The following is a 24,464-nucleotide window of genomic DNA, read 5'->3' as shown; positions in this document are numbered from 1 at the left end:
ATGCACAAGGTTTAAAAAACCAGCGGCACACGCGAACTTAACGGGGCGCTATAGTGGGCATCACGGCCAATCATTTCGTCGTGGGCGACGTGCTGAACCAGATAGGCGCGGTGAATATCGGCGCGTTTCAGCTCCAGGTAGATATCATCCAGCGCCCGAAACATCATCGGCTTGCCCCGTTGGGTCAGCATGTGGCGCTCACCTTCAACGTCTTCCAGCTCCACTTGATAAAAGCGGCTGCCCGCGTGGCTGATGACGCGTATTTCAAAATTGTCATGTTGGGCAACGAACGCCTTGAGTGACGTCATTTCCATGGTTCCCTCCTGGGTTATTAGCGTTTCAGTGGCACAGCATGCCGAAACATAATGGCATTTTTGTTGCAGTGTCACGTTCTAGCTAAGACGATGAAGCCCCAGGAGAGTTCCTGACCATCCGCCTTTGCTATTGGTATTCGGAAGGGTCGATGGCCTTGCCCAGCGAATTGCGATCGATCCAGTTGCCCGCCTTGGTCTGCTTGTAACGAAACACCACTTTATCGCCCACTGTTACCGGCAACTCCGAGTCTTCCGTCTGGTAGCTGTATTTTTCGCCGTCGACCTCGATGTAGTAGCGGTAAAGGTCAGGCATGCCCAGCCACTCCTTGAACGGCCCTTCGCGTTCAAGCGACTGCAACTCCCCGCGCGCTTCTAACTTGGGTAGACGCTGACGATTACCGCGCCGAAAACCACCTGCCATGCTGTGCTCCCGTTCTGTTTGCTGATTGGCCGGGCATTATACGAACCTGACTCCCGGTCTCAAGTTAATCACCGAAAGCTTCCCCGTAGCTATCCGGCGCCAAATCTTCAAAGCGTGTATAGCGGCCGATAAAGGCCATGTGCACGGTGCCGATGGGACCGTTACGCTGCTTACCGATAATCAGCTCGGCGATACCCTGATTATCCGGATTGTCTGGATTATAGACCTCATCGCGGTAAACAAAGGCGATAACGTCGGCATCCTGTTCGATAGCGCCCGAGTTATGGCTAACAATATCATTGGCTAACCAACAAGCATTACCCGGTACCGTCAGATCAAAGACCTCTTCTTCTCCACAAGCACGAACCTCGACGACCTTGTCCCAAAATAAATCACTGGTCGCGATTTGTTTCAGCGCCTGGTTCTCTAAAAGGTCAGCATAGTGACTAAGCGTCTTACGAGAGGGAGAATAGCTGAAGTGAGCGCTTCCTCCATGTGCGGTATTTCGCATCGATGCCATTTTGCGCTGACTGATACCTTTAGCGCCCATTGCTTTTTTAACGTACTCAAATACTTCCTGAGGAAGTGTATCGATGTTGGTATTGCTATTAGCCACGGCAGAGGCAAGCCAATTGTCCATGGCGTCTTTCTGATGGCCAAACGCCCCGATATATTCAGCATAGCGACGTTGCTGCTCAACGCTTGAGATGTCGGCGGTGTACCATCCACCGCCTTCACCAGACACGACGCGCCTAATGCGGGCCACAATGCCAAAACGCAGCAGCAAGGCGGCAACATCGTCAATCAGTCGGCGGCTAACAGTGGAAAAGTATATGCGTGTTCGCTGATTGGCATCGGTCGTAATACTGCCGTCTGTTGCCCAAAGGTGCCGCAGAAAAAGGGCAATCTGGTCGTTGGAAAGCTTAAAAAGCTCCCGGGGAATATGTTTATCAGCAGAGCGCTGACCAAATACCCCCAGTGACTTCAACCACCCCCCAACGCCACTCGCATGCCAGCGGTTTCCATTGCCGGCGATCACTAATTGATGCCAATTCCCCCTGCCAGTGTGGCGCGTTACCGTTGAGCCAAATTGTGTTGCGGCCTGGGTTACTGCTTCGCTGTTCGCTTCACTGGCCGTTGTATAACGCAGTGGCTGGCCTTTCACATAACTACCATCACCGAGCAGGTGTGCCATTAAGATGATGGCATGCTCATCCCAGACACTGGGACTATCTGGTTCAGCTAGTTGACGTGAAATAGCAAGCCGATCCCCGGTTTCCAGGCTGGCAACCGTTTTCCAGCCCCACAGCGCCTTAAGGCGATGCTCGCCGGTGCAACGGACTCTCCGACCGCTCGCAAGCGTTACTTCAAAGACAGGCTTGACACCAACTGACCATATCAAGTCCGTTTTCGCTGGCTGGAGTTTTCCACTTTCCGCCATCGAGATAACGTTTGGCGTTTGGCCTACAAGCTCGCGAATGGGTGCCCGTTCACCCGTCTCCAGGGTCACTAAGGTGTCACCTGTCACACATTCCCTCAGATCCGACATGACCGGACGCTTGTTGGGGCGCTGCTCGAGGGAACGGTTCAACTGCGAAAGGGCAACGACTGGACAGTTGAACTCTTTTGCCAACCCCTTCAGTGAACGCGAAATTTCCGAAATCTCGCCGGTGCGGTTTTCGGAGAAACCACTGATCTGCATCAACTGCAGATAGTCGATCATGATCATCGCCATGTTGCCGTGCTCGCGCACGACACGGCGAATTCGCGAACGCATTTCATTGGGCGATAGCGCCGCCGTATCATCGATAAACAGCTGCTTGTCCTTCAGCAGGTTTACCGCTGAGGTCAGTCGCGGCCAATCTTCGTCTTCCAGTTGCCCGGTACGCACGCGGGTCTGATCGATGCGCCCCAGTGAAGACAACATCCGCAGCATCAGCGATTCCGCTGGCATCTCCATGGAAAACACCATCACCGGTTTATCGCTGGAAATGACGGCGTGCTCGACCAAATTCATAGCGAAGGTCGTTTTGCCCATCGAGGGCCTTCCGGCGATGATCACCAGGTCGGACGGCTGGAGCCCGGATGTCATGTCATCGAGATCGCGAAAGCCGGACGATAAGCCGGTCATCTGGCCTTTGAGATTGAACAGCTCGTCGATGCGGTCAACCGCTTTGGTCAACAGGTCGCTCATGCCAATCGGGCCGCCGGTTTTGGGGCGCTCTTCGGCAATCTGGAAGACCAGCCGCTCGGCTTCGTTAAGCAACTCATCGGCCGGACGCCCCTGGGGGGCAAAGGCACCTTCAGCGATCTGGTTGGCCGCTCGGATCAGCTTGCGCAGCGTGGCCCGCTCGCGGACGATATCTGAATAGGCGCGGATGTTGCTTGCCGAGGGGGTGTTTCTGGCCAGCTCCGCCAGAAAGGCCAGCCCGCCCACGGTATCCAGTTGATCGCGGTCTTCAAGTGCTTCGGAGAGCGTCACGACGTCCATCGGCTGACCGGACTCAGCCAGATGGATCATCACGTTGAACACCAGGCGATGCTCGTAGCGATAGAAATCGTCGGCCACCAGGCGGTCGGAAATACCATCCCAGGCCTGATTATCCAGCATCAGCCCGCCCAGTACTGACTGCTCTGCCTCTAGCGAGTGGGGTGGTAGCTTGAGGGCTGCCGTTTCCTTGTCAGCGGGTGGCTGGTCCTGCATAACGAGCTCCTTTAAACACGACGGCGTCGTCAATAAACGCTATATCTTAGCCGCCGATGATCGCAATCACTACCGTTAGCGTCACGCTCGACTGTCTACAAATACTGACTGTCTACCAATAATAAAGGGCGCGGGGAAATCCCCGCGCCCTTTAAGACGTTGCCCGTCTTGCAGTACTTACTCTGCGACGACGACGACGCGTACTGCGGCATCCACTTCAGCGTGCAAGTGAAGCGCGATGTCGTATTCGCCGGTCTGGCGAATCGGACCCAGCGGCATACGTACTTCGCTTTTGGAAACTTCGATGCCTGCAGACGAAATGGCGTCTGCCAGGTCACGAGGACCAATTGAGCCGAACAGCTTGCCTTCTTCACCCGCTTTAGAGACCAACGACAGTTCAATGTCGTTGAGCTGTTCAGCGCGTGCTTCAGCTTCTGCCTTGCGCTCGGCCGCTTGGGCTTCGAGCTCAGCACGCTGGGCTTCGAACGCCTCAACGTTATCTTTTGTTGCCGGTACTGCCAGGCCGTAAGGCACCAGGTAGTTACGACCATAACCAGGCTTTACGGTGACTTTGTCACCTAGGCCGCCCAGCTTACCAATTTTGTCGAGCAGAATGACTTCCATCTCGTAAACCTCTAGTCAATTGCTGCGGGCAAGGCGTGCGCGAATGTTCGCGAATGTATCTATCAGCCCCAACAGCAGCACAATGAGAATCGTGGGCCAGGTCGTGATCAGCAGCACATAGAACGCTACCAGCCACAGCCCGTTCATCCCCTTTAATCCAACAATACCATGCACTAATGCAATGCCAGCCACTAGCAGCGGTATCCAGGCCAGCATCGCCAACGCGGAGATGCCCAGCACCATGCTGATAACGCTCAAGGCAATCAGCACGATCAGTTCCTTGGGTGCTAAACGCAGCCCATGAAACTCTTCACGGAAACCACCCGGGTTATAAAGCCCTGCTTGCCAGCTACGCGCCAGTGCCAGACAGGCAATCGCGGCAAGCAACACCACAAACCCGGTGACACCACCGACGACGAGCCCGGCTAGCTGCTGGGTATCATAGCCCTGATCGGCAAACTCGTTGAGCATCCGATCAACTTCCTGCGAGCTTTGGCGTAACTGCTCGAGCATTTGCTCGGTACCCGCCGGCGGGCTGAAGATCCCCAATTGAACCATCACGGCGGCGGCAATCGCGCCGAGAATAAGGGCTTCACTCCAGCGCATCCGCTCGCGCAGAACAACGGCCATCAACGTCACCAGCAAGATACTGGCCAGCGGTATCACATCGCCCTGCACCCACCACATCCCGGCTGGCAGTGCCGCCGCGATGGTGACAGGCAAGGCTTGCGCGAAACCGCGGCGAAGCGTTACCAGTGCGCTGATAGCAGCACCCAGCCAAAACAGCCAGGGCACGAAGGTGGCCAACGCTGCCCCGCCTGCGGCGTAGGGCGTACCACGCATTAGCCATCGCGCCAGTGCTAGCATCACGTTAAGCGCTTACTGGTGGCTGTCGGAATAGGGCAGCAGCGCCAGGTAGCGCGAACGCTTGATAGCCGTTGCCAGCTGACGCTGGTAGCGGGCCTTGGTGCCGGTAATGCGGCTTGGAACAATTTTACCGGTTTCGGTGACGTAAGCCTTCAGCGTGTCGAGATCTTTATAGTCGATCTGCTTGACGCCTTCGGCAGTGAAGCGGCAAAACTTACGGCGACGGAAAAAACGTGCCATGGAATAAGCTCCTTAGGTTACGTGGAGTGAATGCTATCAGGCAGATTCGGATTCAGATTCTTCAGCTTCAGCGCGCGGTTTTTCTTCGCGACGCGGACGCTTCTCTTCTGCCGGCTTCATCATCGGCGATGCTTCGGTCACGGCTTCTTTACAGCGCACAACCAGGCTGCGAATGATGGCATCGTTGAAGCGGAAGATATTCTCGATTTCGTCGAGCGTCTCACCGGTGCATTCAACGTTCATCAGCACGTAATGGGCTTTGTGGATCTTGTTGATCGGGTAAGCCAGGTGACGACGGCCCCAATCTTCAAGGCGATGCACAGTGCCGCCGCTTTCGGTAACGAGGCTGGTGTAGCGCTCGACCATGGCGGGGACCTGCTCGCTTTGATCCGGGTGGACCATAAACACGATTTCGTAATGACGCATGGGATCTCCTTGCGGTTTGGCAGCTTCTTATGCGCAAGCACTAGGCAACGCGACATAGAAGCAAGGAGTTAACTGAAGTGCCACGTCCATTGATGAATCAATGGCATTGGCATCAAGCAGAACAACGATTTAATAACCGTACGTAGCAAACGTTCATAAGAACGAGCGCCCGTTTGCCAGACAAACGGGCGCATGCATTTTAGTGGTGAGCGGGTTAACTTGCAAGCTGACGCTGGCGTACCGCTTCAAATAAACAGATACCGGCGGCAACGGACACATTCAGACTCGACACCTGGCCGGCCATGGGCAGCTTGGCAAGGTTATCGCACGCCTCACGGGTCAAACGGCGCATGCCCTTGCCTTCTGCCCCCATGACCAGTGCAGTCGGGCCCGACATGTCGATGTCGTAAACGCTGGCGTCGGCTTCACCGGCGGTGCCGGTAATCCACACACCTGAATCCTTGAGCTTCGCCATCGTCCGGGCCAGGTTGGTGACCTGATAAACCGGCACGACCTCGGCGGCGCCGCAGGCCACTTTACGCACGGTCGCGTTCAAGGGTGCAGCCTTGTCTTTCGCAACGATCACGCCGTGCGCCCCGGCAGCATCAGCACTGCGCAGACAAGCACCGAAGTTGTGAACATCGGTCACACCATCCAGCACCAGTAGCAAAGGCGGCGCGCTCGACGGCCATGCGTGCAGCTTGAGCCACAGTGATTCTTCACTTTCGGGTGTCAGCGGCGGACAAAAGGCCACCACGCCTTGATGCGAAGCCCCCTGGGTCAGCTGGTCCAGCACCGTTCGAGGGTGCTCGATAATACGAGCCCCCTGGCCGCCCGCCTGACTCAGCAGTTCACTTAGCCGGTTGCCAGCGCCTTGCTGTACCCAGATTTCCCTCGGCGCTTCACCGCGCTCGAGCAGGCTCTGCAAGGCGTGAACGCCGTACACCTGGTCGAGGCCATTCGGCGTGTTCGGGCGCTTCTGTGAGGCTGGCGATTTCATGCTCAACCCTTGTTCGGTGATGGCTTGCGCGGGCCTTTGCGCGTGCGTCGAGGTCCACGACGCGTATCGGGTTTATCCTTGCCAGGCTTATCCTTGCCCGACTTTTCATTGTCGCCCTTGCCAGTCGCTTTGCCCCCTTCGGTGGACGGCTTTTTACGCGGCTGGCGGCGCGGGCGCGGCTTCTCGTCGGCCAGAGCAAAATCGATTTTACGGTCATCCATGTCCACGCGGGCCACCTGAACGCTCAAACCATCGCCCAGGCGATAGGTCGTGCCGGTGCGCTCGCCTTTCAGACGGTGTTTTTCCGCTTCGTAGTGATAGTAGTCCGATGGCAGCGAGGTGACGTGCACCAGGCCTTCCACATAGAACGCGTCGAGGCGGACGAACAGGCCGAACTGGGTGACCGAGGCAATGGTGCCGTCGAAAGTTTCGCCCAGCTTGTCGGACATGAACTCGCACTTGAGCCAGCTTTCCACGTCGCGGGTGGCGTCGTCGGCGCGGCGCTCGGTCATGGAGCAGTGTTCACCCAGCTCGAGCATCTGCTCGAAGGTGTATGGGCACCACTTGCTCGGCGGCTCGACCGGGGCGCCTTCGACCCGCAGCACGGTATTGGTCTGGCGCGGCCCGCGAATCACCGACCGAATCGCCCGATGGACCAGCAGGTCGGGATAGCGGCGAATCGGCGAAGTAAAGTGCGCATAGGCCTGATAGGCCAAGCCGAAGTGCCCTTCGTTCTGCGGTGAATACACCGCCTGATTCATCGAGCGCAGCATGACCGTCTGGATGATATCGAAGTCGGAACGGCCGGTAATCGTCTCACGCAACGCCTGGTAGTCCTGTGGCGTTGGCGTATCGCCACCGCCCAGGGAGAGCCCCAGCTCGTTCAAGAAGAGGCGTAGTTTATCGAGCCTTTCCGGCGTCGGCCGTTCGTGAATACGGTACAGCGCGGGCAGGTCGTGCTTATCCAGGAAGCGTGCCGTGGCGACGTTGGCCGCCAGCATGCACTCTTCGATCATCTTGTGCGCATCGTTACGGCTGCGCGGGACGATTTTCTCGATCTTGCGCTCGTCGTTGAAGATGATCGCCGTTTCAGTGGTATCAAAGTCAATCGCGCCGCGTTCTTCACGGGCTTCGCGCAGCAGCTGGTAGAGCTCATGTAGGTTTTCCAGCGGTTTGACGAGTTTCGAGTACTCATCGCGTAGCGCCTTGCCTTCTTCGCTTTCCTTGTCCAGTATCGCGGCCACCTTGTTATAGGTAAGGCGTGCATGCGAGTTCATCACCGCTTCGTAAAAACGGTAGCGGCTGATGGCGCCGGTTTTCGAGATATTCATCTCGCAAACCATCACCAGACGATCAACGTGCGGATTTAGCGAGCACAGACCATTGGAAAGCAGCTCAGGCAGCATGGGAACCACCTGACCCGGGAAGTAAACCGAGTTGCCCCGTTTGCGAGCTTCGTCGTCAAGCGGCGCGCCGGGGCGAACATAGTGCGAAACGTCTGCGATAGCCACCAGCAGCTTCCAACTGCCCGACTTGGTCTTCCAGGCGCAGACCGCATCGTCGAAATCCTTGGCAGATTCATCATCGATGGTGACCAGTGGCGTGTCACGCAGGTCGACCCGGTTCTGCTTATCGTCTTCAAGCACCTCTGCCGATATCCCACTTGTCTGATCCAGCACTTCCGGCGGAAATTCGGCAGGAATCTCATAGCTGCGAATGGCGATATCGATTTCCATCCCCGGGTCCATGCGCTCGCCGAGTACTTCAATCACCTCGCCCACTGGCTGTACCCGGGTTTCAGGCTGCTTGACGATCTTGGCTGAAATGACCTGTCCGTCTTTAGCACCGCTGCAGGCGCTGTGGGGGATAATCACTTCCTGGGTAATGCGCGGATTTTCGGGAATCAATATGCCGAATTCCGGGGTATTGCTGCGGTAAACACCCACAATGGTCTGCGTATTACGGGAGATGACATCGGCAATGGTGGCTTCGTCGCGACCACGGCGGTCACGGCCACTGATTCTCACCAGTACATGGTCACCGTGGAACACACGACGCATCTGGCGCGGCGGCAATACCAGGTCCGGCTTCTTGCCGTCGTCGCGCAATAGAAAACCGAAGCCGTCACGATGGCCAAGCACCTTACCCTTGATAAGGTCGAGCTTGTTGATCAGCGCATAGGCCCCTCGACGGTCACGCAGCACCTGGCCGTCGCGTTCCATGGCAGCCAGCCGACGGCGCACTGCCTCATGGTGGTCTTCGTCTTCCAGCCCCAGCAGTTGGCTCATGTCTTCGTGGGTAACCGGTTTACCGTGCTGTTCCAGCGCCGCCAGTAGATACTCACGGCTCGGCGCGGGATTATCGTACTTATGCGCCTCGCGCTCGGCGTGCGGATCATCATTCAATGTCCAGTACTTCATGCGATCAACATCCTTGCTTGCGTTGGCGGGAGGCGTAAAAAAAGCGCGTGCATTGCATGCCGCGGATGAGGGCTTTCAGCGTTCACTCGGCTGAAAAATTTCATATTTTGTTTGGTCATAGGCGCATTATAGCGCTGTGACGCCCATCACCCAACCACCTTGGCAACGATTCTCGTATTTAGACGTCAAAAACCCCTGTCTAATGCTTGCATTTAGCCAATACACGGGTATCATACGCGCCACTTGCCCAGATGGCGGAATTGGTAGACGCGCTAGCTTCAGGTGCTAGTGACCGTATGGTCGTGGAGGTTCAAGTCCTCTTCTGGGCACCAATCAAACTTGTGTTATCCCCTTTCCACAAGGCTGATTGGTGTTGAAACGTTGTGTTCGCCCAGGTGGCGGAATTGGTAGACGCGCTAGCTTCAGGTGCTAGTGACCGTATGGTCGTGGAGGTTCAAGTCCTCTCCTGGGCACCAATCGAACACAGCCCGCAAGTGACAATATGATGCGCCCAGGTGGCGGAATTGGTAGACGCGCTAGCTTCAGGTGCTAGTGACCGTATGGTCGTGGAGGTTCAAGTCCTCTCCTGGGCACCATTTAATAGCCCTCGCATCATTTGAACGCCGAAATTACCCCTTATTATTGATAACGCCCCGGCTTTTTCGCCACTTCTTCCAGTGCCCAGCCGTCGGTACGGATTTCGCTTTCCAGAACACTCTCGACGTTATCATTCAGCTCATGGAAAAAATCCAGGCCGGTACGCGCTTCGATGTCATCGATGCTGACCAGGTAGTCGTCCAACGGCTCGTTGCCGCGCACGTCCTGGGGCATGATGAAGGCAAGCGCCAGCGGTGCTTCATCGTGGGGCGCCACAATGATCTTGTAGAACGCCTCGGGCACTTCGACCAGGCCCACACGATTGAAGACATTATCCATTAAATTGTCAGGAAAGACGGGGCCGGTAATGATTTGCAAGCGATCAAAACGCGGCGCGAAATGATCCATGACCGCTTCTTCCAAACGCTGCCATAATCGGCGGTTCAGATTGGGCCGTTGGGGGGTCATGTTGCTCATGTAGAAGGTGTCGAGCTGTGCGCTACGGCCGTGAACGGCGGCAATGGCATAGTTGGGAGCCAGATGGCCGCGGTCGTAGCCGCTGCCGGAATAGCTGTCAGTACCCACCGGCCATAATGTCCGCCAGTCGGGACGGAAGTCCGGGCGCGATCCTATACGCGTATCGTCCACGGCGGCGACCTGATAACTGACCCAGAGCGGGTTGACGCGAACGTCCGACCAGCCGACCAGGTATCCGTCGTTGCGCAGCACCCGGTGGAATGAAGTCAGACTCAGCGCCTCCCAGGTTGGTACGCCCTGCCAAGTGTACATATCTTGATGCTGGCGCTCCTGGTATTGCCAGAGCACGCCGCCCAGCACCACAAACAGCACGAGAATCCCTATTCGTCTGGCCTGCCGACGCCAACCCAAGCGTAACTTACCCAATCCCACAACTCCCCTGACCCGCTAGATTCAGCCCCTGATCAAACAGGGCGCGTTACCAACCCAGTGAAAACATGGTTTCCAGATCGTGACGCGAGTGTACCTGCATGGCGTTGAGCGTTTCCGTGTCGCTGATGCCTTCTACGGCATTGAGTCGTTCGGTGACCAGGTCAGCCAGGCTCTCGAAGTCGCGAGTCCGTGCGATAGCCACCAGATCGTAGCGACCGCAGGTCGAATACACTTCGCTGATACCGTCGACGTCCGCCAGGCGCTCAGCGACGGCCTTGACCTGACCTTTCTCGGTATTGATTAGGATGACTGCGTTTTGCATCGCGCCCTCATGAACTGTGGGTGTTGGATATGGTCTGATAGGGGACGAGTATAACAGGGCCCTGGCAGTGGGCGTAGTGGTGCTAGAAATAGTCGTTCTCTCAGCGTGACCGATTGTCGCTGCCTTGTTCAGGTGATTCGCACTCCACGACGAGTTCCGCTAGCATCCAGATAGGCGCTGATTATATTCAGCGCTTTATAAAAAAAGCACTGTCAATAACAGACACCGTGACAATACGTCAGTCAATGACGACTAGGAGCAACCATGGCTAACCAAAGCCGACGTGCCTTCATGCGATCCAGCATACTCAGCCTTGCTGCCCTGCCGCTGGGCGCGGGTATCCTTTCCAAAACCGCCTTTGCACAAACATTGCCACGCCTGGACCCTTCGGCAAGCAATGCCCAGGCATTGAGCTACGTGGAGGATGCAGCGGATGCCAGCGATCACCCGGCCTACGAAGATGGCCAGCGGTGCGACAACTGCATGTTCTACTCCGCCGATAATCAGGGCTGCCAACTTTTCCCGGAAAACAGCGTTGAGCCAGGGGGCTGGTGCCAGTCCTGGGTTGCACAGGGCTAACAACCAAAATGGCAGAGACGCCATGCGCCTCTGCCATCCAGTCATGTTGGCTTGACGTCACTCTTCGCTTTGAGCGCTTTCTTCCACCGGCCAGCGGTAACGACGCGTGACGCGCCCCTCTTCCATGGAGATCAAGTGGACGGGGAACCCCCATAGCTTCTGCAAATGCCGAATCACCGGATATACGCTGCGTGCCAACGGGCGACGGCTGTCTTGCACATGGTGCAGTGTGAGTGAACGGTCACCTCGAATGGCCGCTTCCACGACCTGAATATTGGGCTCGCGCACCGATAGTGCATATTGCGTGGCCAGCGCATCACGCACTCGCCGGTAGCCCTGTTCGTTGTGAATGGCCGCCACCTCCAGCATTTCCTCCTGATCATCGTCGACCACCAGAAACAGCTTGTGATCGCGCATCACCTTGGGCGACAAAAACTGCTGGATAAATGATTCATCCTTGAAGTTACGCATCGCAAATTCAACCGTTTCGCGCCAGGGCGAGCCCGCCATATCCGGAAACCACCGACGATCCTCGTCAGTGGGCGCTTCGCAGATGCGCTTGATATCCATAAAAATGGCGAAGCCCAGGGCATAGGGGTTGATGCCGCTGTAGTAAGGGCTATCAAACCCGGGCTGGTTGATCACCGCCGCATGGGACTGTAAAAACTCGAGCATCACCCCTTCATCGACATTGCCATCGTCGTAAAGGCGATTCATCAAGGTATAGTGCCAGAAGCACGCCCAGCCTTCGTTCATTACCTGGGTTTGCCGCTGGGGATAAAAATACTGCGCCAGTTTACGCACAATACGCACGATTTCGCGCTGCCATGGGGCCAGCAGTGGCGCGTTCTTCTCGACAAAGTAGAGCAGGTTCTCCTGGGGTTCGGAGGGATAACGGCCGCCGCTATGCAGCCCAAGCGGGTCGTCTTCTTCAGGCGATAAACTGCCGGGCAGCGGCTCGACGCCTTCCGGACTGTCGGGGATCGTGCGCCACAGCAGGTTCACCTGGGTTTGCAGGTAGGCCTCGCGTTCGTCCTGACGCTTGGCTTCTTCTTCCGCCGAAATCGGCGACGGGCGCTTGTAACGGTCCACTCCATAGTTTTGCAGCGCATGGCAGGCATCCAACAACTGCTCGACCGCCTGAACACCATGGCGCTCCTCGCACCGGGCGATGTACTGACGGGCAAACACCAGATAATCGACGATGGACTCCGCATCGGTCCAGGTGCGAAACAGGTAGTTGCCCTTGAAGAAGGAGTTATGCCCGTAGCAGGCATGCGCCATGACCAGCACCTGCATCATCAGGGTATTTTCTTCCATCAGGTAGGCGATGCAGGGGTTGGAGTTGATGACCAGCTCATAGGCAAGCCCCATCTGGCCGCGCTTGTAGGCCTGTTCGACGGCCAGAAACTGCTTGCCGAACGACCAGTGGTGATAGCCTACCGGCATGCCGACGCTGGCATAGGCATCCATCATCTGCTCGGTGGTGATCACTTCAATCTGGTTGGGATAGGTATCCAGCCGGTATTCGTCGGCGAGCCGGGCAAGCTCGGCGTCAAAACGCTCGAGCACGTTGAAGTTCCAGTCAGAACCGGTCGCAATCGGCTTGCGGGTGGCATTCATGGCTCACTCCTCAACGGTCAGTCAGTGCTGCTGACTCAAGCGACGCTTGAACAGTTCACGGAAGACGGGGTAAATATCCCCAGCCTCGACTATCTGGCGCATGGCAAATTGTTCGGGAAAACGAGCGGCTACGGCCTCATATTCCTGCCAGAGCGACTGATGGTCGTGGGGGGTGATTTCCACATAGGCATAGTACTGGAGCTGCGGCATCAGCTGCTTGACCAGCAAGTCGCGGCACACGTTTGAATCATCATCCCAGTTGTCGCCGTCGGAGGCCTGTGCGACATACAGATTCCACTGCTCTGCCGGGTACCGCTTGTCGATGATCTTCTTGACCAGAGTAAGCGCACTGGACACGATGGTGCCGCCGGTTTCCCTCGAGTAGAAGAACTCCTCTTCGCTGACTTCCCGGGCGGCGGTGTGGTGGCGGACAAACACAAGCTCGACTTTCTCATAGTGTTTTTCCAGAAACAGATACAGCAGCAGGAAAAACCGCTTGGCGATGTCCTTGTGGTTCTGGGTCATCGAACCCGAAACATCCATGACACAGAACATCACCGCCTGGCTTGAGGGCTGTGGCTGAGCGGCCAGCTGGTGATAGCGCAGATCGTAGGTGTCGATGAACGGCACCGCTTCGATGCGTTTTTCCAGGCGCTCGATCTCGGCTTTCAGTTCAGTGATGCGAGCGGGGTTACGCAGCACCGGGTCTTTACGCTCCTCGGCCTCGAGTGCCTGCTGAGCTTCTCGCAGGGCGCGCTTGATAGGCGCGCGCATGGCGATACGCCGGGCATAGGCTTCACGCATCGAGCGGGTAATACTGATGCGCGAAGGCACCCCGTCCCTCGCCAGGCCTGCGCGCACCATCTTGATTTCCTGCAGCGACTTGAGCGGCTTTCGTTGAAGGTGAGGCAGTTCCAGCCCATCAAAGACAAATTCCAGAAACTCTTCACGACTCAGGGTGAAGGCAAATTCATCGGTGCCTTCCCCCTGATTGGAAGCGTTGCCTTCACCGGAGCCGCTGCCGCCGCCCTGTCCGGGCGGACGATGGATTTTATCGCCCGCCAGAAACTCCTTGTTGCCAGGCGAGACGATTTCACGCGCCCCGCCCGGTCCGTGCTGAAACACCGGCTCGGAGATATCCTTGGTGGGGATCGATACCTTCTCGCCCCGCTCCATGTCGGTGATCGAGCGGCGGTTGACGGCTTCTTCCACGGAACGCTTGATATGCTTGCGATAGCGCTCCAGAAAGCGTTGCCGATTGACCGCACTCTTGTGCTTGGCATTGGGCCTGCGATCGATGAAGTAGGTCATATGACCTCCTTTTTAAGCGCATCCGCTACTGGGACTTGCGTACGCGCAGGTACCACTCGGAGAGTAGCCGCACCTGTTTTTCGGTGTAGCCACGATCCACCATTCGCGCGACAAAGTCTTCGTGCTTTTTCTGATCCGACTTCGACGCCTTGGCATTGAAGGAGATCACCGGCAGCAGTTCTTCGGTGTTGGCGAACATCTTGTGTTCGATCACGCCTTTGAGCTTTTCATAAGACTGCCAGCTGGGGTTCATGCCGTTATTTTGCGCGCGGGCACGCAGCACGAAATTGACCACTTCATGGCGGAAGTCCTTGGGATTGGAGATACCCGCCGGTTTCTCGATTTTTTCCAGGTCTTCGTTGAGCGCCTGACGGTCGAACAGCTCACCGGTATCAGGGTCGCGGTATTCCTGATCCTGAATCCAGAAGTCTGCATAGGTGACATAGCGGTCAAAAATATTCTGCCCGTACTCGCTGTAGGACTCCAGGTAAGCGGTCTGGATTTCCTTGCCGATAAACTCGACGTAGCGCGGGGCCAGAAACTCCTTGATAAAGCCGATGTAGCGTTCGAATACTTCCGACGGCAGCTGTTCGCGCTCGAGTGCCTGTTCCAGCACGTAAAGCAAATGCACGGGGTTGGCCGCCGTTTCCGTGCCATCAAAGTTGAACACCTTGGAGAGAATCTTGAAGGCAAAGCGGGTTGATAGCCCCTGCATACCTTCATCCACCCCGGCGGCGTCGCGATATTCCTGAATCGACTTGGCTCGCGGGTCGGTATCCTTGAGATTTTCGCCATCGTAGACGCGCATCTTCGAGTAGATGCTTGAGTTTTCGGGCACTTTCAACCGCGAAAGCACCGAGAATTGCGCCAGCATGCGTAGCGTATCAGGCGCGCAGGGCGCGGCGTTAAGCGACGAGTCTTCGAGCAGTTTCTGGTAAATCTTGATTTCTTCGGTTACCCGCAGGCAGTAAGGCACCTTGACGATATACACCCGGTCAAGAAACGCCTCGTTGTTGCGGTTATTGCGGAATGCCTGCCACTCGGATTCGTTGGAGTGGGCCAGGATCACACCGTCGAAGGGGATCGCGCCCATGCCCTCGGTGGGGTTGTAGTTGCCTTCCTGGGTAGCGGTCAGCAGCGGGTGCAGCACCTTGATGGGTGCCTTGAACATCTCGACGAATTCCATCAACCCCTGGTTGGCACGGCACAGGCCACCGGAAAAGCTGTAGGCATCCGGATCATCCTGGGAATAAAGCTCCAGCTGGCGAATGTCGACCTTGCCGACCAGGGACGAAATATCCTGGTTGTTCTCATCACCGGGTTCGGTTTTGGAGATGGCGATCTGGTTAAGCCGTGACGGGTATAATCGCACGACCCGGAACTGGGAAATATCGCCACCATATTCTTTCAAACGCTTGGCCGCCCAGGGCGACATCACGCTTTTAAGGTAGCGTTGAGGAATGCCGTACTCTTTTTCGAGCAGCTCGCCGTCTTCTTCCGGCGAAAACAGGCCAAGCGGTGATTCGTACACCGGCGAGCCTTTAATGGCATAAAAAGGAATCCGTTCCATCAACAGTTTGAGGCGCTCCGCCAGCGACGATTTACCCCCGCCCACCGGCCCCAGCAGGTAGAGAATCTGTTTACGCTCTTCAAGCCCCTGGGCCGCATGTCGAAAGTAAGCCACGATCTGTTCGATGGCTTCTTCCATACCGTGGAACTCGGCGAACGCGGGATAGCGCCGAATGACTTTATTGGAAAAAATGCGCGAGAGACGCGAGTCCTTGGCGGTGTCGATGACCTCAGGCTCACCAATGGCTTCCAGCAGGCGCTCGGCCGCGCTGGCGTAGGCCTTGGAGTCGCGGCGACAAAGCGCCAGGTACTCCTCAAGGCTCATGTCTTCTTGCTGAACGCGGGCAAAACGGTCTTGAACGTGATCAAAGATGCTCATGGAACTCTCCTGTAGCCCATCCCCAGGCAGTCGCCAGCCAATCAACATCGGTGCGATATGCCGAACGAGGTGTCGCTTATCAGCATAGTCAGCATTAGCAAAATGTGATGACTCAAACTTCAACGCTGCGGCGTTAATATTATGAGCATAAGAGGGGAAGATTAGTTGCGTTGACAGGCCCAACGCACAGCGCCGCCAGAACGGCGGCGCCAGGGAATCCGTTAACGGGTATGGGTCTATTCAAGCACTTCCTGGATATCGTTCAGCAACTGGTCGAGTAATTCAACGGTGGTGTTCCAGGCGCAGACAAACCGTGCTCCGCCGGCGCCAATGAAGGTATAGAAGGTCCAGTCTCTGGCTTTCAACGCTTCGATGGCACGGGGCGGCAATTCAACGAAGACGCTGTTGGCCTGCGTCGGAAACATCAGCGACACGCCGGGCAACGCCTGCAGGCCGTCAGACAGGTAGCGCGCCATGGCATTGGCGTGCTGGGCATTGGTCAACCAGGCACCGCTTTCCAGCAATCCCAGCCAGGGCGCGGAGACAAAACGCATTTTGGACGCCAGTTGGCCTGCCTGTTTGCAGCGGTAGGAGAAATCTTCGGCCAGCTCCCGGTTGAAGAACAGAATCGCCTCACCGAACGCTAAGCCGTTTTTGGTACCCGAGAAACACAGCGCATCGACACCCACCTGCCAGGTCAGCTCGGCCGGGGTGGCGTCCAGACTGGCGCAGGCGTTGGCAAAGCGGGCGCCGTCCATATGCAGGCGCAGGTCGTACTTATCCGCCATGGCGCGAATGGCCAGAAGCTCCTCCCGGGAATAGACCGTGCCGACTTCAGTGGCCTGGGTCAGCGAAATGACCTTGGGTTTTGGGTAGTGAATATCGCTGCGCTTGGTGACCAGCGCTTCAATGCCTTCCGGGGTCAACTTGCCGTTGGCACCCGGCGACGTCAGCAGCTTGGCACCGTTGGAAAAGAACTCGGGGCCACCGCATTCGTCGGTTTCAATGTGGGCCAGCTCGTGGCAGATCACACTGTGGTAGCTACGCCCCATCGCGGAGAGGGCCAGTGAATTGGCAGCGGTACCGTTGAAGACAAAAAAGACGTCACAGTCGAAGTCGAACATGTCGCGAAAACGATCGGCGGCGCGGGCTGTCCAGCGGTCGTTGCCGTAGGCTAGATCATCGGCTTGATTGGCTTCCAGCAGATACTCCATGGCTTCCGGGCAAATACCGGAGGTATTATCACTGGCCAAAAATCGTGGGGTACACTCCGAGGTCATGGCGATAGTCCTTGTGGCGAGTCCTTGTGGATAGACCTTTATCTGACAGTCAAACGACGCAGGCTGGGTGCCACCTGCATCGTCATCACCCGCCAGGTTGGCTAACGGGTGGGGTAAACAGTCTATCGCCATTTCAACGTTATAAGGAAGCCGCCAGGCGGGTGCCCTGATCAATGGCGCGTTTGGCATCGAGCTCGGCGGCTTCATCGGCGCCGCCGATCACGTGCACGCGGTGCCCCGACTGCTCCAGCGGCACGATCAAATCGCGCACCGACTCCTGGCCAGCACAGACCACGATGGAAGCAACGTCGAGCACCTGGTTCTGCCCTTCTTGGCGGATGTGTAGACCGTCGTCGTCGATCTTGAGGTACTCACAGCCGGTGAGGGTTTTGACGCCGCGCTGTTTAAGCGACGCGCGATGCACCCAACCGGTGGTCTTGCCCAGGTATTTGCCCGGCTTGGAAGTTTTACGCTGGAGCATGACGATCTCTCTTGGCGACGCGGGCGGCGCGGGTGCTTTCAAGCCCCCCCTTGCGTCCATCGCCAGATCCACCCCCCATTCGTCACACCATGCAGCCAGATCGAGCGTCGGATGCGCCTGATGCGCCAACAGCTCGGACACATCAAAGCCGATACCGCCCGCCCCAATCACCGCGACGGTTGAGCCAACGCGCTCAGGGCGTTCAATCGCTTCAGCATAGCTCAGCACCTTGGGATGGTCGGCACCGGGCAGCGTCAGTTCACGGGGCATGACGCCGGTGGCAATCACCACGTCATCGAAGTCCGTTAACGCGTCGACCGTGGCGTCGGTGTTCAAGCGAACCTCCACGGCATGCTTTTCCAGCATCACGCGGTAGTAACGCAGCGTTTCGTTGAACTCCTCTTTGCCGGGGATCTTGCGGGCGTAATTGAACTGCCCGCCGAGCTCGCCACGACGTTCAAACAGCACGACGGCATGGCCGCGGCGAGCCGCCTCCACGGCTGTCGCCAGGCCCGCCGGGCCGCCGCCGACCACCGCGACCCGCTTCGCCGTGCGGGCAGGCTCAAGCGTCAGTTCGGTTTCATGGCAGGCGCGAGGATTCACCAGGCAGGAGGTCAGCTTGCCCGCAAAGGTGTGATCCAGACAGGCCTGATTGCAGGCGATACAGGTGTTGATCTCGTCGGCCAGCCCCGCTTCGGCCTTGCGTACCCATTCCGGGTCGGCAAGAAACGGCCGCGCCATCGAAACCATGTCCGCATGCCCTTCGGCGAGCACCCGCTCTGCCACCTCCGGCATGTTGATGCGATTGGTAGTGATCAGCGGAATCGAAAGCGCCCCCTTCATTCGCCTGGTCACTTCGCTGAACGCCGCCCGGGGAACGCTGGTGACAATGGTCGGCACCCGGGCCTCGTGCCAGCCAATGCCGGTATTGATCACGTCGGCACCGGCAGCTTCAATGGCTTTTCCCAGGGCAACGACTTCTTCCCAGGAGCTGCCCTCCTCCACCAGGTCAATCATCGACAGGCGGAAAATCACCAGGCACCGCTCACCCACGGCGGCGCGGATGCGTTTGACGATTTCGATGGGAAAGCGGATCCGCCGCTCAAAGTCACCGCCCCATTCGTCGTCGCGCTGATTGGTGCGCTGGCAGATAAACTGATTGATCAGATAGCCCTCGGAGCCCATCACCTCAACGCCATCGTAGCCCGCCTGCTGGGCGAGATTGGCACAGCGCACGTAGTCGGCAATTTGCTGCTCGACCTCATCGCTGGTCAGCGCGCGCGGTGTAAAGGGATTGATCGGGGCCTGGATCGCCGATGGCGCGACCAGTTCAGGGGAGTACGCATAGCGGCCGGCATGCAGAATCTGCATGCAGAGATGCCCTCCCTCCGCATGAACGGCGTCGACGACATGACGGTGCTCCGCCAACTGCGATGTTTCGGTCAGCGCATTCGCCCCCTGAAATACCGCGCCCTCGGCATTGGGGGCAATGCCCCCGGTCACGATCAGGCCAACCCCGGCACGCGCACGCTCGGCGTAAAACGCGGCCAAGCGCTCAAAGCCATTGGGCGCTTCTTCCAGGTTGGTGTGCATGGAGCCCATCAATACCCGATTTGGCAGCGTTAAATGCCCCAGTCTGATCGGACGGAAAAGATGCGGATAGGCAGGCGCACGAGTCATCACGGTTCTCCAGAGGGTTATTTGATGATTATTCAAACAAGCGTATGACATCCTGCCCGTCACGTACAGCCCCGGTCCTGATAACAAGCCCTGATAACAAGTCTTGCTGGCAAGGCCTGATGGTAGGCTCTGATGACAGGTTCTGGTGATAGGCTCAGGTGAAAGGGCCTTGCCCACTCAGCAAAAGGGCGTCACATTACCCGGCTAACGATAAGGGACTGTTTTAAGGGAATGTGCTATGCCATTGATGTATTTTTTAGCGCCGCTGACCACTGTGCTGATCTGGTCGGGCAACATGACCATCAACCAGCTCACCGTGGGCGCCATTGCACCGAGCAGCATCGCGTTTTTGCGCTGGCTGCTGGCACTGGTGGTGATGACGCCTTTTGTGCTGCCCGCTGCCATACGCCACCGTGAGGAAATCCGCCGCCACTGGCCAAAACTGGCTTTGTTGGGGCTTCTGGGCATGGGCCTTTGGCAAGGCTTGGCCTATGTCGCCGCGGAAACCACCAGCGCCACCAACATGGGCATACTGGCGGCAATGGTGCCACTGCTGACCGTGCTGTTGAGCGCATTGATTCTACGCGAGCCGCCGACCCGTGGAGGTGTGGCAGGCGGGATCCTGGCGTTTATCGGCGTGACCGTCCTGCTGGGTCGCGGCAACCCGCTTTCGCTGCTACAGCTGGAGGTCGTCTATGGTGACGCACTGATGGTGGTAGCAGCCACCTGCTATGCGCTTTACGGCGTCATGCTCAAGCGCTGGTCGATGAAGTTGCCACCCTGGGTCATGCTTTACGCCCAGGTGTGCTTTGCCGTGCTGTTACTGCTGCCACCTTACTTGATGGGGCCAATGACGCCGGTGGATAGCCAAAACATTGGACTCATCCTCTACGCGGGTATTCCCGCATCGATCATCACCACCTTTTTATGGATGCGTGCCGTCCGCCAAATAGGCGCCAGCCAGGCGAGTATTTTCATCAACCTGATGCCACTTTTCAGCGCCCTCATCGCCATGGCGTTTCTGGGCGAGCAGGTGGCGGGCTTCCACTTTATCGGTGGCCTGCTGATACTGGCGGGCGTCATCATGGCGCAAACGTTGACCCAGCCCTTGGCCCAAGGCTTTAAGAGAGAAGGTGCTGCCATACGTAAACGCAGCTAATGAAATTCATACTTGTAAAAAAAAATATCCCTACTAAACTTGTACGTACATTCATTGAAAAAACATCTTTGGATGATAAAGCACTCAACCAGATCATAAGGATTTGCCATGAAAAACGTAATTAGGACAGTCGCGCTGGTAGGTACATTTGGCTTGATGTCAGGAATGGCATTCGCCGAACATCATGAAGACATGAAAGATCATGAAATGAACGAAGCGGAAGCAAGCGTCGATTCCGCCAATGATCCTTCTGACGGTCAGTCCGAACCAGATGCAATGATGTCTGATGACGCCGTAGTAGAAGATGAGAATATCACAGAGAGTGCCAACGACCCGGATGACGGTACGACAGAGCCTGAGGGACAGTTGGAAGACGGTGAAGTCGCTGAAGACAACGGTGTCGACTCGGCAAACGACCCCGAAGATTGATCACCCACTCTTGTCACCTTGTAAAAGCCCCGGCGTCTAGCCGGGGTTTTTTGTTGGCGCCGAGCGACAAAGGTAGAGCCATTGTCACAGCTCATCGATCGAGAGTGTTATCATGACACGATGGTTTTCACACAAAGGGTAATGCATGTCCCTAGAAGAACTGCACCTTAATCTCCGCAACCTGACAAGCGATGACTATGAACAGCTGAAGTCATTGATGGATGCGGTGTATCACGATATCGGGGGTGCCTGGCCGAAGCTTACGATCGATAAACTGATCCAGGAGTTTCCTGATGGCCAGATCGCTATCGAGGACGACGGAATCCTGGTTGGCGTGGCGCTGACCGTTCAGGTGGATTACGACGAGTTTTCCAACCCGCACAAGTACGACGACCTGATCGGCCATCGTGAAATCATCCGCAATGATCAGGATGGCGATGCCATGTACGGCCTGGATGTGCTGATTCATCCCGACTATCGCGGCTACCGCCTGGGCCGCCGCCTTTACGAGGCGCGCAAGGAACTGTGCCGTTCGCATAACCTGCGTGCCATTCTGGCGGGTGGGCGAATTCCCGAATACCACCAGCATTCCGATGAGTTGTCCCCGGCCCAGTACATCGACAAAGTATCGCGTAAAGAGATTTACGACCCGATTCTGTCGTTCCAGTTGGCTAACGACTTCCAGGTCAAGCGCCTGCTGCGCAAATACCTGCCGGAAGACGAGCAGTCCCGGGGCTACGCCACGCTGCTTGAGTGGAACAATATTCTCTTCGAGCCCGCGGAAAGCGTGCTGGACACCCGTCCGACACAAGTGCGTGTGGGGGCAGTGCAATGGCAGATGCGCGAGTTCTCTTCCGTGGAAGCCGCATTACAGCAGATCGAGTACTTTGTGGACGCGCTGTCGGATTACCAAAGTGACTTTGCTGTCTTCCCCGAGCTGTTCAACGCGCCGCTGATGGGGCTGCAGGACCGTGAAGCCCAGCAGGACCAGATGGGCGCGATTCGCTTTCTGGCGGGCTTTACCGAGCGTTTTGTCGCCGAGCTGTCGCGGATGGCGGTGTCCTACAACATCAATATTATCGGCGGCTCGATGATCGAGGCCGGCGAGGATGACCGGCTGTATAACATCACCTACCTGCTTCACCGCGATGGCAGCATCGAGAAGCAGTCGAAACTGCATATCACGCCCCAAGAGCGACGCGACTGGGTCATCGAAGGCGGTGACGATCTGCAGGTGTTCGATACCGACGCAGGCCGTGTAGGCATTCTGATCTGCTACGACGTGGAGTTCCCTGAACTGGGCCGCCTGCTGGCTGATCAGGACATGGACATTCTGTTTGTGCCTTTCTGGACCGACACCAAGAACGGCTACCTGCGGGTGCGCCATTGCGCCCAGGCGCGCGCCATCGAAAACGAGTGCTACGTGGTGCTGTGCGGCAGCGTCGGCAACCTGCCGTCGATCGAGAACCTGGACATCCAGTACGCACAGTCGGCGGTGTTCTCGCCGTCCGACTTTGCCTTCCCCCACGACGCGGTGCTGGCGGAAACCACGCCCAATACCGAGATGATCTTCTTCTCGGACCTGGACCTGACTCGCCTGACCGTGGTGCGCGCCGAAGGCTCGGTGACCAACCTGAAAGACCGCCGCAAGGATCTCTTCGACCTTCGCTGGCGCGACTGGTCCTGGAAGTCAGGCGCCAATCTCGATGACTGATTTGAAGTCAGCTTAAGCTTCAAGCACTCCGTAGGATCGGAATCAGCTCGAAGCGGGGGTTATTCGCCCACGGATGGCGAATGTAGCGCCCAGGGATGGGCTCACAGCGCCCCCGCGGAGGGCTGTTCCGATCCGGGCGACTGCCTGATCAATCAGGCCAGACAAGGTGCGCAGGGACGCGCCCCTTGGCATCAAACGCGACGCCTTCATCGCGTAGTTTTTGATGCTGGCGGGCCGCGCCGCCGTGGTCGGCCAGTTTCAACGATGCGGCAATGACCCGGTGCCAGGGCAACTGGTGACCGTCCGGCAAGTGGCGCATGGCAGACCCCACCATGCGTGGGGTCGCCCCTTCGGTCATTGCCGCAATCCGCCCGTAGGTCGTGACCCGCCCCGCCGGTATCTGATCGACAATGGTATAGATCTGTTCGAGTAGTTCGGGCCGGGGCATCGTTTGACTCTCCTGCTAAATCGCTTTTATCAACCACTGCCATACCGTTTCAGCGTCTTCGCTCACGATACGACGGCTGGGCCTTACGAGCCAGAAACGCTCCTCACTTGGCACGCTGACCGAAAACGGTGCCACGAGATCATCGCGCTGCTCGAGCAGGCGACGATGCGTCAGCGCAACACCGCCTCCCTGGCTTGCCAGCGCCAGCGTCATGACCTGATTATCGCAGGTCAGCGCGTGGCACTGTGCCTCCACATGTGACACCCCCGCCGTCTGCAACCAGCCAGGCCAGCCAACCCCAAAGCCCACTGCGTGGAGCAGGGTGTGCCCGGCCAGGTCGCTCGGCGCGCCGAGCGTTGCAGCGATAGCGGGGGTACAGACGGGCAATAGCTGCTCGTCGCCTAGCGGGTACATCTCGACGCCGCTCCAGTCCCCCCGCCCATAGCGAATTTCGATATCGGCGCCCTCCGGGCCAAAATCATCGGGCCAGATGGCGCTGACCAGACGCAGCGATAGCTTGGGATGCCGGTGATGCAGCTGAATCAGCCTCGGCGCCAGCCACACCTGCTGAATGACCGGTGTGGCGCGCAGGGTGACCGGCTGCTCGAGGGTCATGCCGAACACTTCCGAGGTGCCCTCGCTGATCCGCGCGAAGGCATCGTGAATACTCGGCAGCCAGGCCTGCCCGGCGGGCGTAAGGGTCAGGCTTCGGGCATGCCTGACGAACAGCTTCTGCCCCAGACGATCCTCCAGCAGTCGAATGCGCTGACTGATCGCCGCCTGGGTCACCCCCAGCTCGTTACCGGCAGCGGTAAAGCTGAGCGTTCGGGCGGCGGATTCAAAGGCCTGTAGCCATAGTAACGGCGGCAATGCACTCATGGGAAAGCAACCTATAAGCTGAACGGGGTCTCAGGGGTCAGATTAATCGTTTGTCACTGCCAATGCGACTGCGCATCCTAGATGGGCGT

The 24,464-nt window shown here is 57.5% G+C and carries 22 protein-coding genes and 3 tRNA genes; 7 read left to right on the top strand and 18 right to left on the bottom strand.

The features are described 5' to 3' along the window. Nucleotides 1-11: 11 nt before the first annotated feature. From IT895_RS05130 to rnr, 9 genes are all read right to left on the bottom strand, one after another. Nucleotides 12-314 (bottom strand): DUF6482 family protein, encoded by a 303-nt coding sequence (locus tag IT895_RS05130; protein WP_085919812.1) that lies wholly within the window; start codon nt 312-314, stop codon nt 12-14. 127 nt (nt 315-441) lie between these two features. Further along, on the bottom strand, nt 442-735 hold the full coding sequence (locus IT895_RS05125; protein WP_199284899.1) for a hypothetical protein: 294 nt from the start codon (nt 733-735) through the stop codon (nt 442-444). 64 nt (nt 736-799) lie between these two features. Next, on the bottom strand, nt 800-3,439 hold the full coding sequence (locus IT895_RS05120) for a replicative DNA helicase (protein ID WP_199284898.1): 2,640 nt from the start codon (nt 3,437-3,439) through the stop codon (nt 800-802). Nucleotides 3,440-3,616: 177 nt separating this feature from the next. Then, complete coding sequence (gene rplI / locus IT895_RS05115) at nt 3,617-4,063, bottom strand: 50S ribosomal protein L9 (RefSeq protein WP_085919814.1); 447 nt, start codon at nt 4,061-4,063, stop codon at nt 3,617-3,619. A 15-nt stretch (nt 4,064-4,078) separates the two neighbouring features. Continuing rightward, the gene (locus IT895_RS05110; RefSeq protein WP_085919815.1) at nt 4,079-4,930 is read right to left on the bottom strand and encodes a hypothetical protein; all 852 of its coding nucleotides are present in this window, start codon (nt 4,928-4,930) and stop codon (nt 4,079-4,081) included. A 12-nt stretch (nt 4,931-4,942) separates the two neighbouring features. Next, on the bottom strand, nt 4,943-5,170 hold the full coding sequence (gene rpsR / locus IT895_RS05105; protein ID WP_085919816.1) for a 30S ribosomal protein S18: 228 nt from the start codon (nt 5,168-5,170) through the stop codon (nt 4,943-4,945). A 36-nt stretch (nt 5,171-5,206) separates the two neighbouring features. Next, on the bottom strand, nt 5,207-5,596 hold the full coding sequence (gene rpsF, locus IT895_RS05100) for a 30S ribosomal protein S6 (protein WP_066321716.1): 390 nt from the start codon (nt 5,594-5,596) through the stop codon (nt 5,207-5,209). Between the two features lie 214 nt (nt 5,597-5,810). Continuing rightward, nucleotides 5,811-6,596: a 23S rRNA (guanosine(2251)-2'-O)-methyltransferase RlmB gene (gene rlmB, locus IT895_RS05095; protein ID WP_199284897.1), complete on the bottom strand. Its 786-nt coding sequence runs from the start codon at nt 6,594-6,596 to the stop codon at nt 5,811-5,813. Between the two features lie 2 nt (nt 6,597-6,598). Beyond that, nucleotides 6,599-9,016, bottom strand: a complete 2,418-nt coding sequence (rnr, locus tag IT895_RS05090) for a ribonuclease R (RefSeq protein WP_199284896.1) — start codon at nt 9,014-9,016, stop codon at nt 6,599-6,601. 245 nt (nt 9,017-9,261) lie between these two features. Between rnr and IT895_RS05085 the strand changes: the two genes are divergently transcribed. From IT895_RS05085 to IT895_RS05075, 3 genes are all read left to right on the top strand, one after another. After that, nucleotides 9,262-9,348 (top strand) — tRNA-Leu (locus IT895_RS05085). 57 nt (nt 9,349-9,405) lie between these two features. Then, nucleotides 9,406-9,492, top strand: a tRNA-Leu gene (locus IT895_RS05080). Between the two features lie 33 nt (nt 9,493-9,525). Further along, a tRNA-Leu gene (locus IT895_RS05075) sits at nt 9,526-9,612 on the top strand. Between the two features lie 43 nt (nt 9,613-9,655). On the opposite strand, the gene IT895_RS05070 is transcribed toward IT895_RS05075, so the two are convergent. Both IT895_RS05070 and IT895_RS05065 read right to left on the bottom strand, forming a co-directional pair. Further along, the gene (locus tag IT895_RS05070) at nt 9,656-10,501 is read right to left on the bottom strand and encodes a DNA/RNA non-specific endonuclease (protein WP_199285413.1); all 846 of its coding nucleotides are present in this window, start codon (nt 10,499-10,501) and stop codon (nt 9,656-9,658) included. A 67-nt stretch (nt 10,502-10,568) separates the two neighbouring features. Further along, nucleotides 10,569-10,844: an Lrp/AsnC family transcriptional regulator gene (locus IT895_RS05065; protein ID WP_027338179.1), complete on the bottom strand. Its 276-nt coding sequence runs from the start codon at nt 10,842-10,844 to the stop codon at nt 10,569-10,571. Between the two features lie 264 nt (nt 10,845-11,108). Here IT895_RS05065 and IT895_RS05060 point away from each other — a divergent pair, with 264 nt between their 5' ends. Further along, on the top strand, nt 11,109-11,423 hold the full coding sequence (locus IT895_RS05060) for a high-potential iron-sulfur protein (protein ID WP_085919819.1): 315 nt from the start codon (nt 11,109-11,111) through the stop codon (nt 11,421-11,423). A 57-nt stretch (nt 11,424-11,480) separates the two neighbouring features. Here the strand turns inward: IT895_RS05060 and IT895_RS05055 are convergent, their stop codons facing one another. The 5 genes from IT895_RS05055 to IT895_RS05035 form a co-directional block, all read right to left on the bottom strand. After that, nucleotides 11,481-13,046, bottom strand: a complete 1,566-nt coding sequence (locus IT895_RS05055; RefSeq protein WP_085919820.1) for a SpoVR family protein — start codon at nt 13,044-13,046, stop codon at nt 11,481-11,483. A 21-nt stretch (nt 13,047-13,067) separates the two neighbouring features. Then, nucleotides 13,068-14,357 (bottom strand): YeaH/YhbH family protein, encoded by a 1,290-nt coding sequence (locus IT895_RS05050; protein WP_085919821.1) that lies wholly within the window; start codon nt 14,355-14,357, stop codon nt 13,068-13,070. 25 nt (nt 14,358-14,382) lie between these two features. Continuing rightward, on the bottom strand, nt 14,383-16,305 hold the full coding sequence (locus IT895_RS05045) for a PrkA family serine protein kinase (protein WP_085919822.1): 1,923 nt from the start codon (nt 16,303-16,305) through the stop codon (nt 14,383-14,385). Nucleotides 16,306-16,541: 236 nt separating this feature from the next. Next, nucleotides 16,542-17,585 (bottom strand): threonine aldolase family protein, encoded by a 1,044-nt coding sequence (locus IT895_RS05040; protein WP_085919823.1) that lies wholly within the window; start codon nt 17,583-17,585, stop codon nt 16,542-16,544. Nucleotides 17,586-17,724: 139 nt separating this feature from the next. Continuing rightward, a complete protein-coding gene (locus IT895_RS05035) occupies nt 17,725-19,746 on the bottom strand; it encodes an NADPH-dependent 2,4-dienoyl-CoA reductase (protein ID WP_199284895.1) in 2,022 nt (673 codons plus the stop codon). A 238-nt stretch (nt 19,747-19,984) separates the two neighbouring features. Between IT895_RS05035 and IT895_RS05030 the strand changes: the two genes are divergently transcribed. The 3 genes from IT895_RS05030 (at nt 19,985) to IT895_RS05020 (ending at nt 23,048) form a co-directional block, all read left to right on the top strand. Beyond that, complete coding sequence (locus IT895_RS05030; RefSeq protein ID WP_085919825.1) at nt 19,985-20,905, top strand: DMT family transporter; 921 nt, start codon at nt 19,985-19,987, stop codon at nt 20,903-20,905. A 108-nt stretch (nt 20,906-21,013) separates the two neighbouring features. After that, nucleotides 21,014-21,334: a hypothetical protein gene (locus IT895_RS05025; protein WP_199284894.1), complete on the top strand. Its 321-nt coding sequence runs from the start codon at nt 21,014-21,016 to the stop codon at nt 21,332-21,334. A 145-nt stretch (nt 21,335-21,479) separates the two neighbouring features. Next, nucleotides 21,480-23,048 (top strand): bifunctional GNAT family N-acetyltransferase/carbon-nitrogen hydrolase family protein, encoded by a 1,569-nt coding sequence (locus IT895_RS05020; RefSeq protein ID WP_085919827.1) that lies wholly within the window; start codon nt 21,480-21,482, stop codon nt 23,046-23,048. Nucleotides 23,049-23,196: 148 nt separating this feature from the next. Here the strand turns inward: IT895_RS05020 and IT895_RS05015 are convergent, their stop codons facing one another. After that, entirely contained in the window at nt 23,197-23,496 is a 300-nt protein-coding gene (locus IT895_RS05015) for an MGMT family protein (RefSeq protein ID WP_085919828.1), read from the bottom strand. A 15-nt stretch (nt 23,497-23,511) separates the two neighbouring features. Continuing rightward, on the bottom strand, nt 23,512-24,375 hold the full coding sequence (locus IT895_RS05010; protein ID WP_085919829.1) for a LysR substrate-binding domain-containing protein: 864 nt from the start codon (nt 24,373-24,375) through the stop codon (nt 23,512-23,514). Nucleotides 24,376-24,464 lie beyond the last annotated feature (89 nt).

It is taken from the genome of Halomonas sp. A40-4 (genome assembly GCF_015767635.1).
Taxonomy (GTDB): Bacteria; Pseudomonadota; Gammaproteobacteria; order Pseudomonadales; family Halomonadaceae; genus Vreelandella; species Vreelandella janggokensis.
This window is presented reverse-complemented; position numbering and strand designations above follow the sequence as displayed.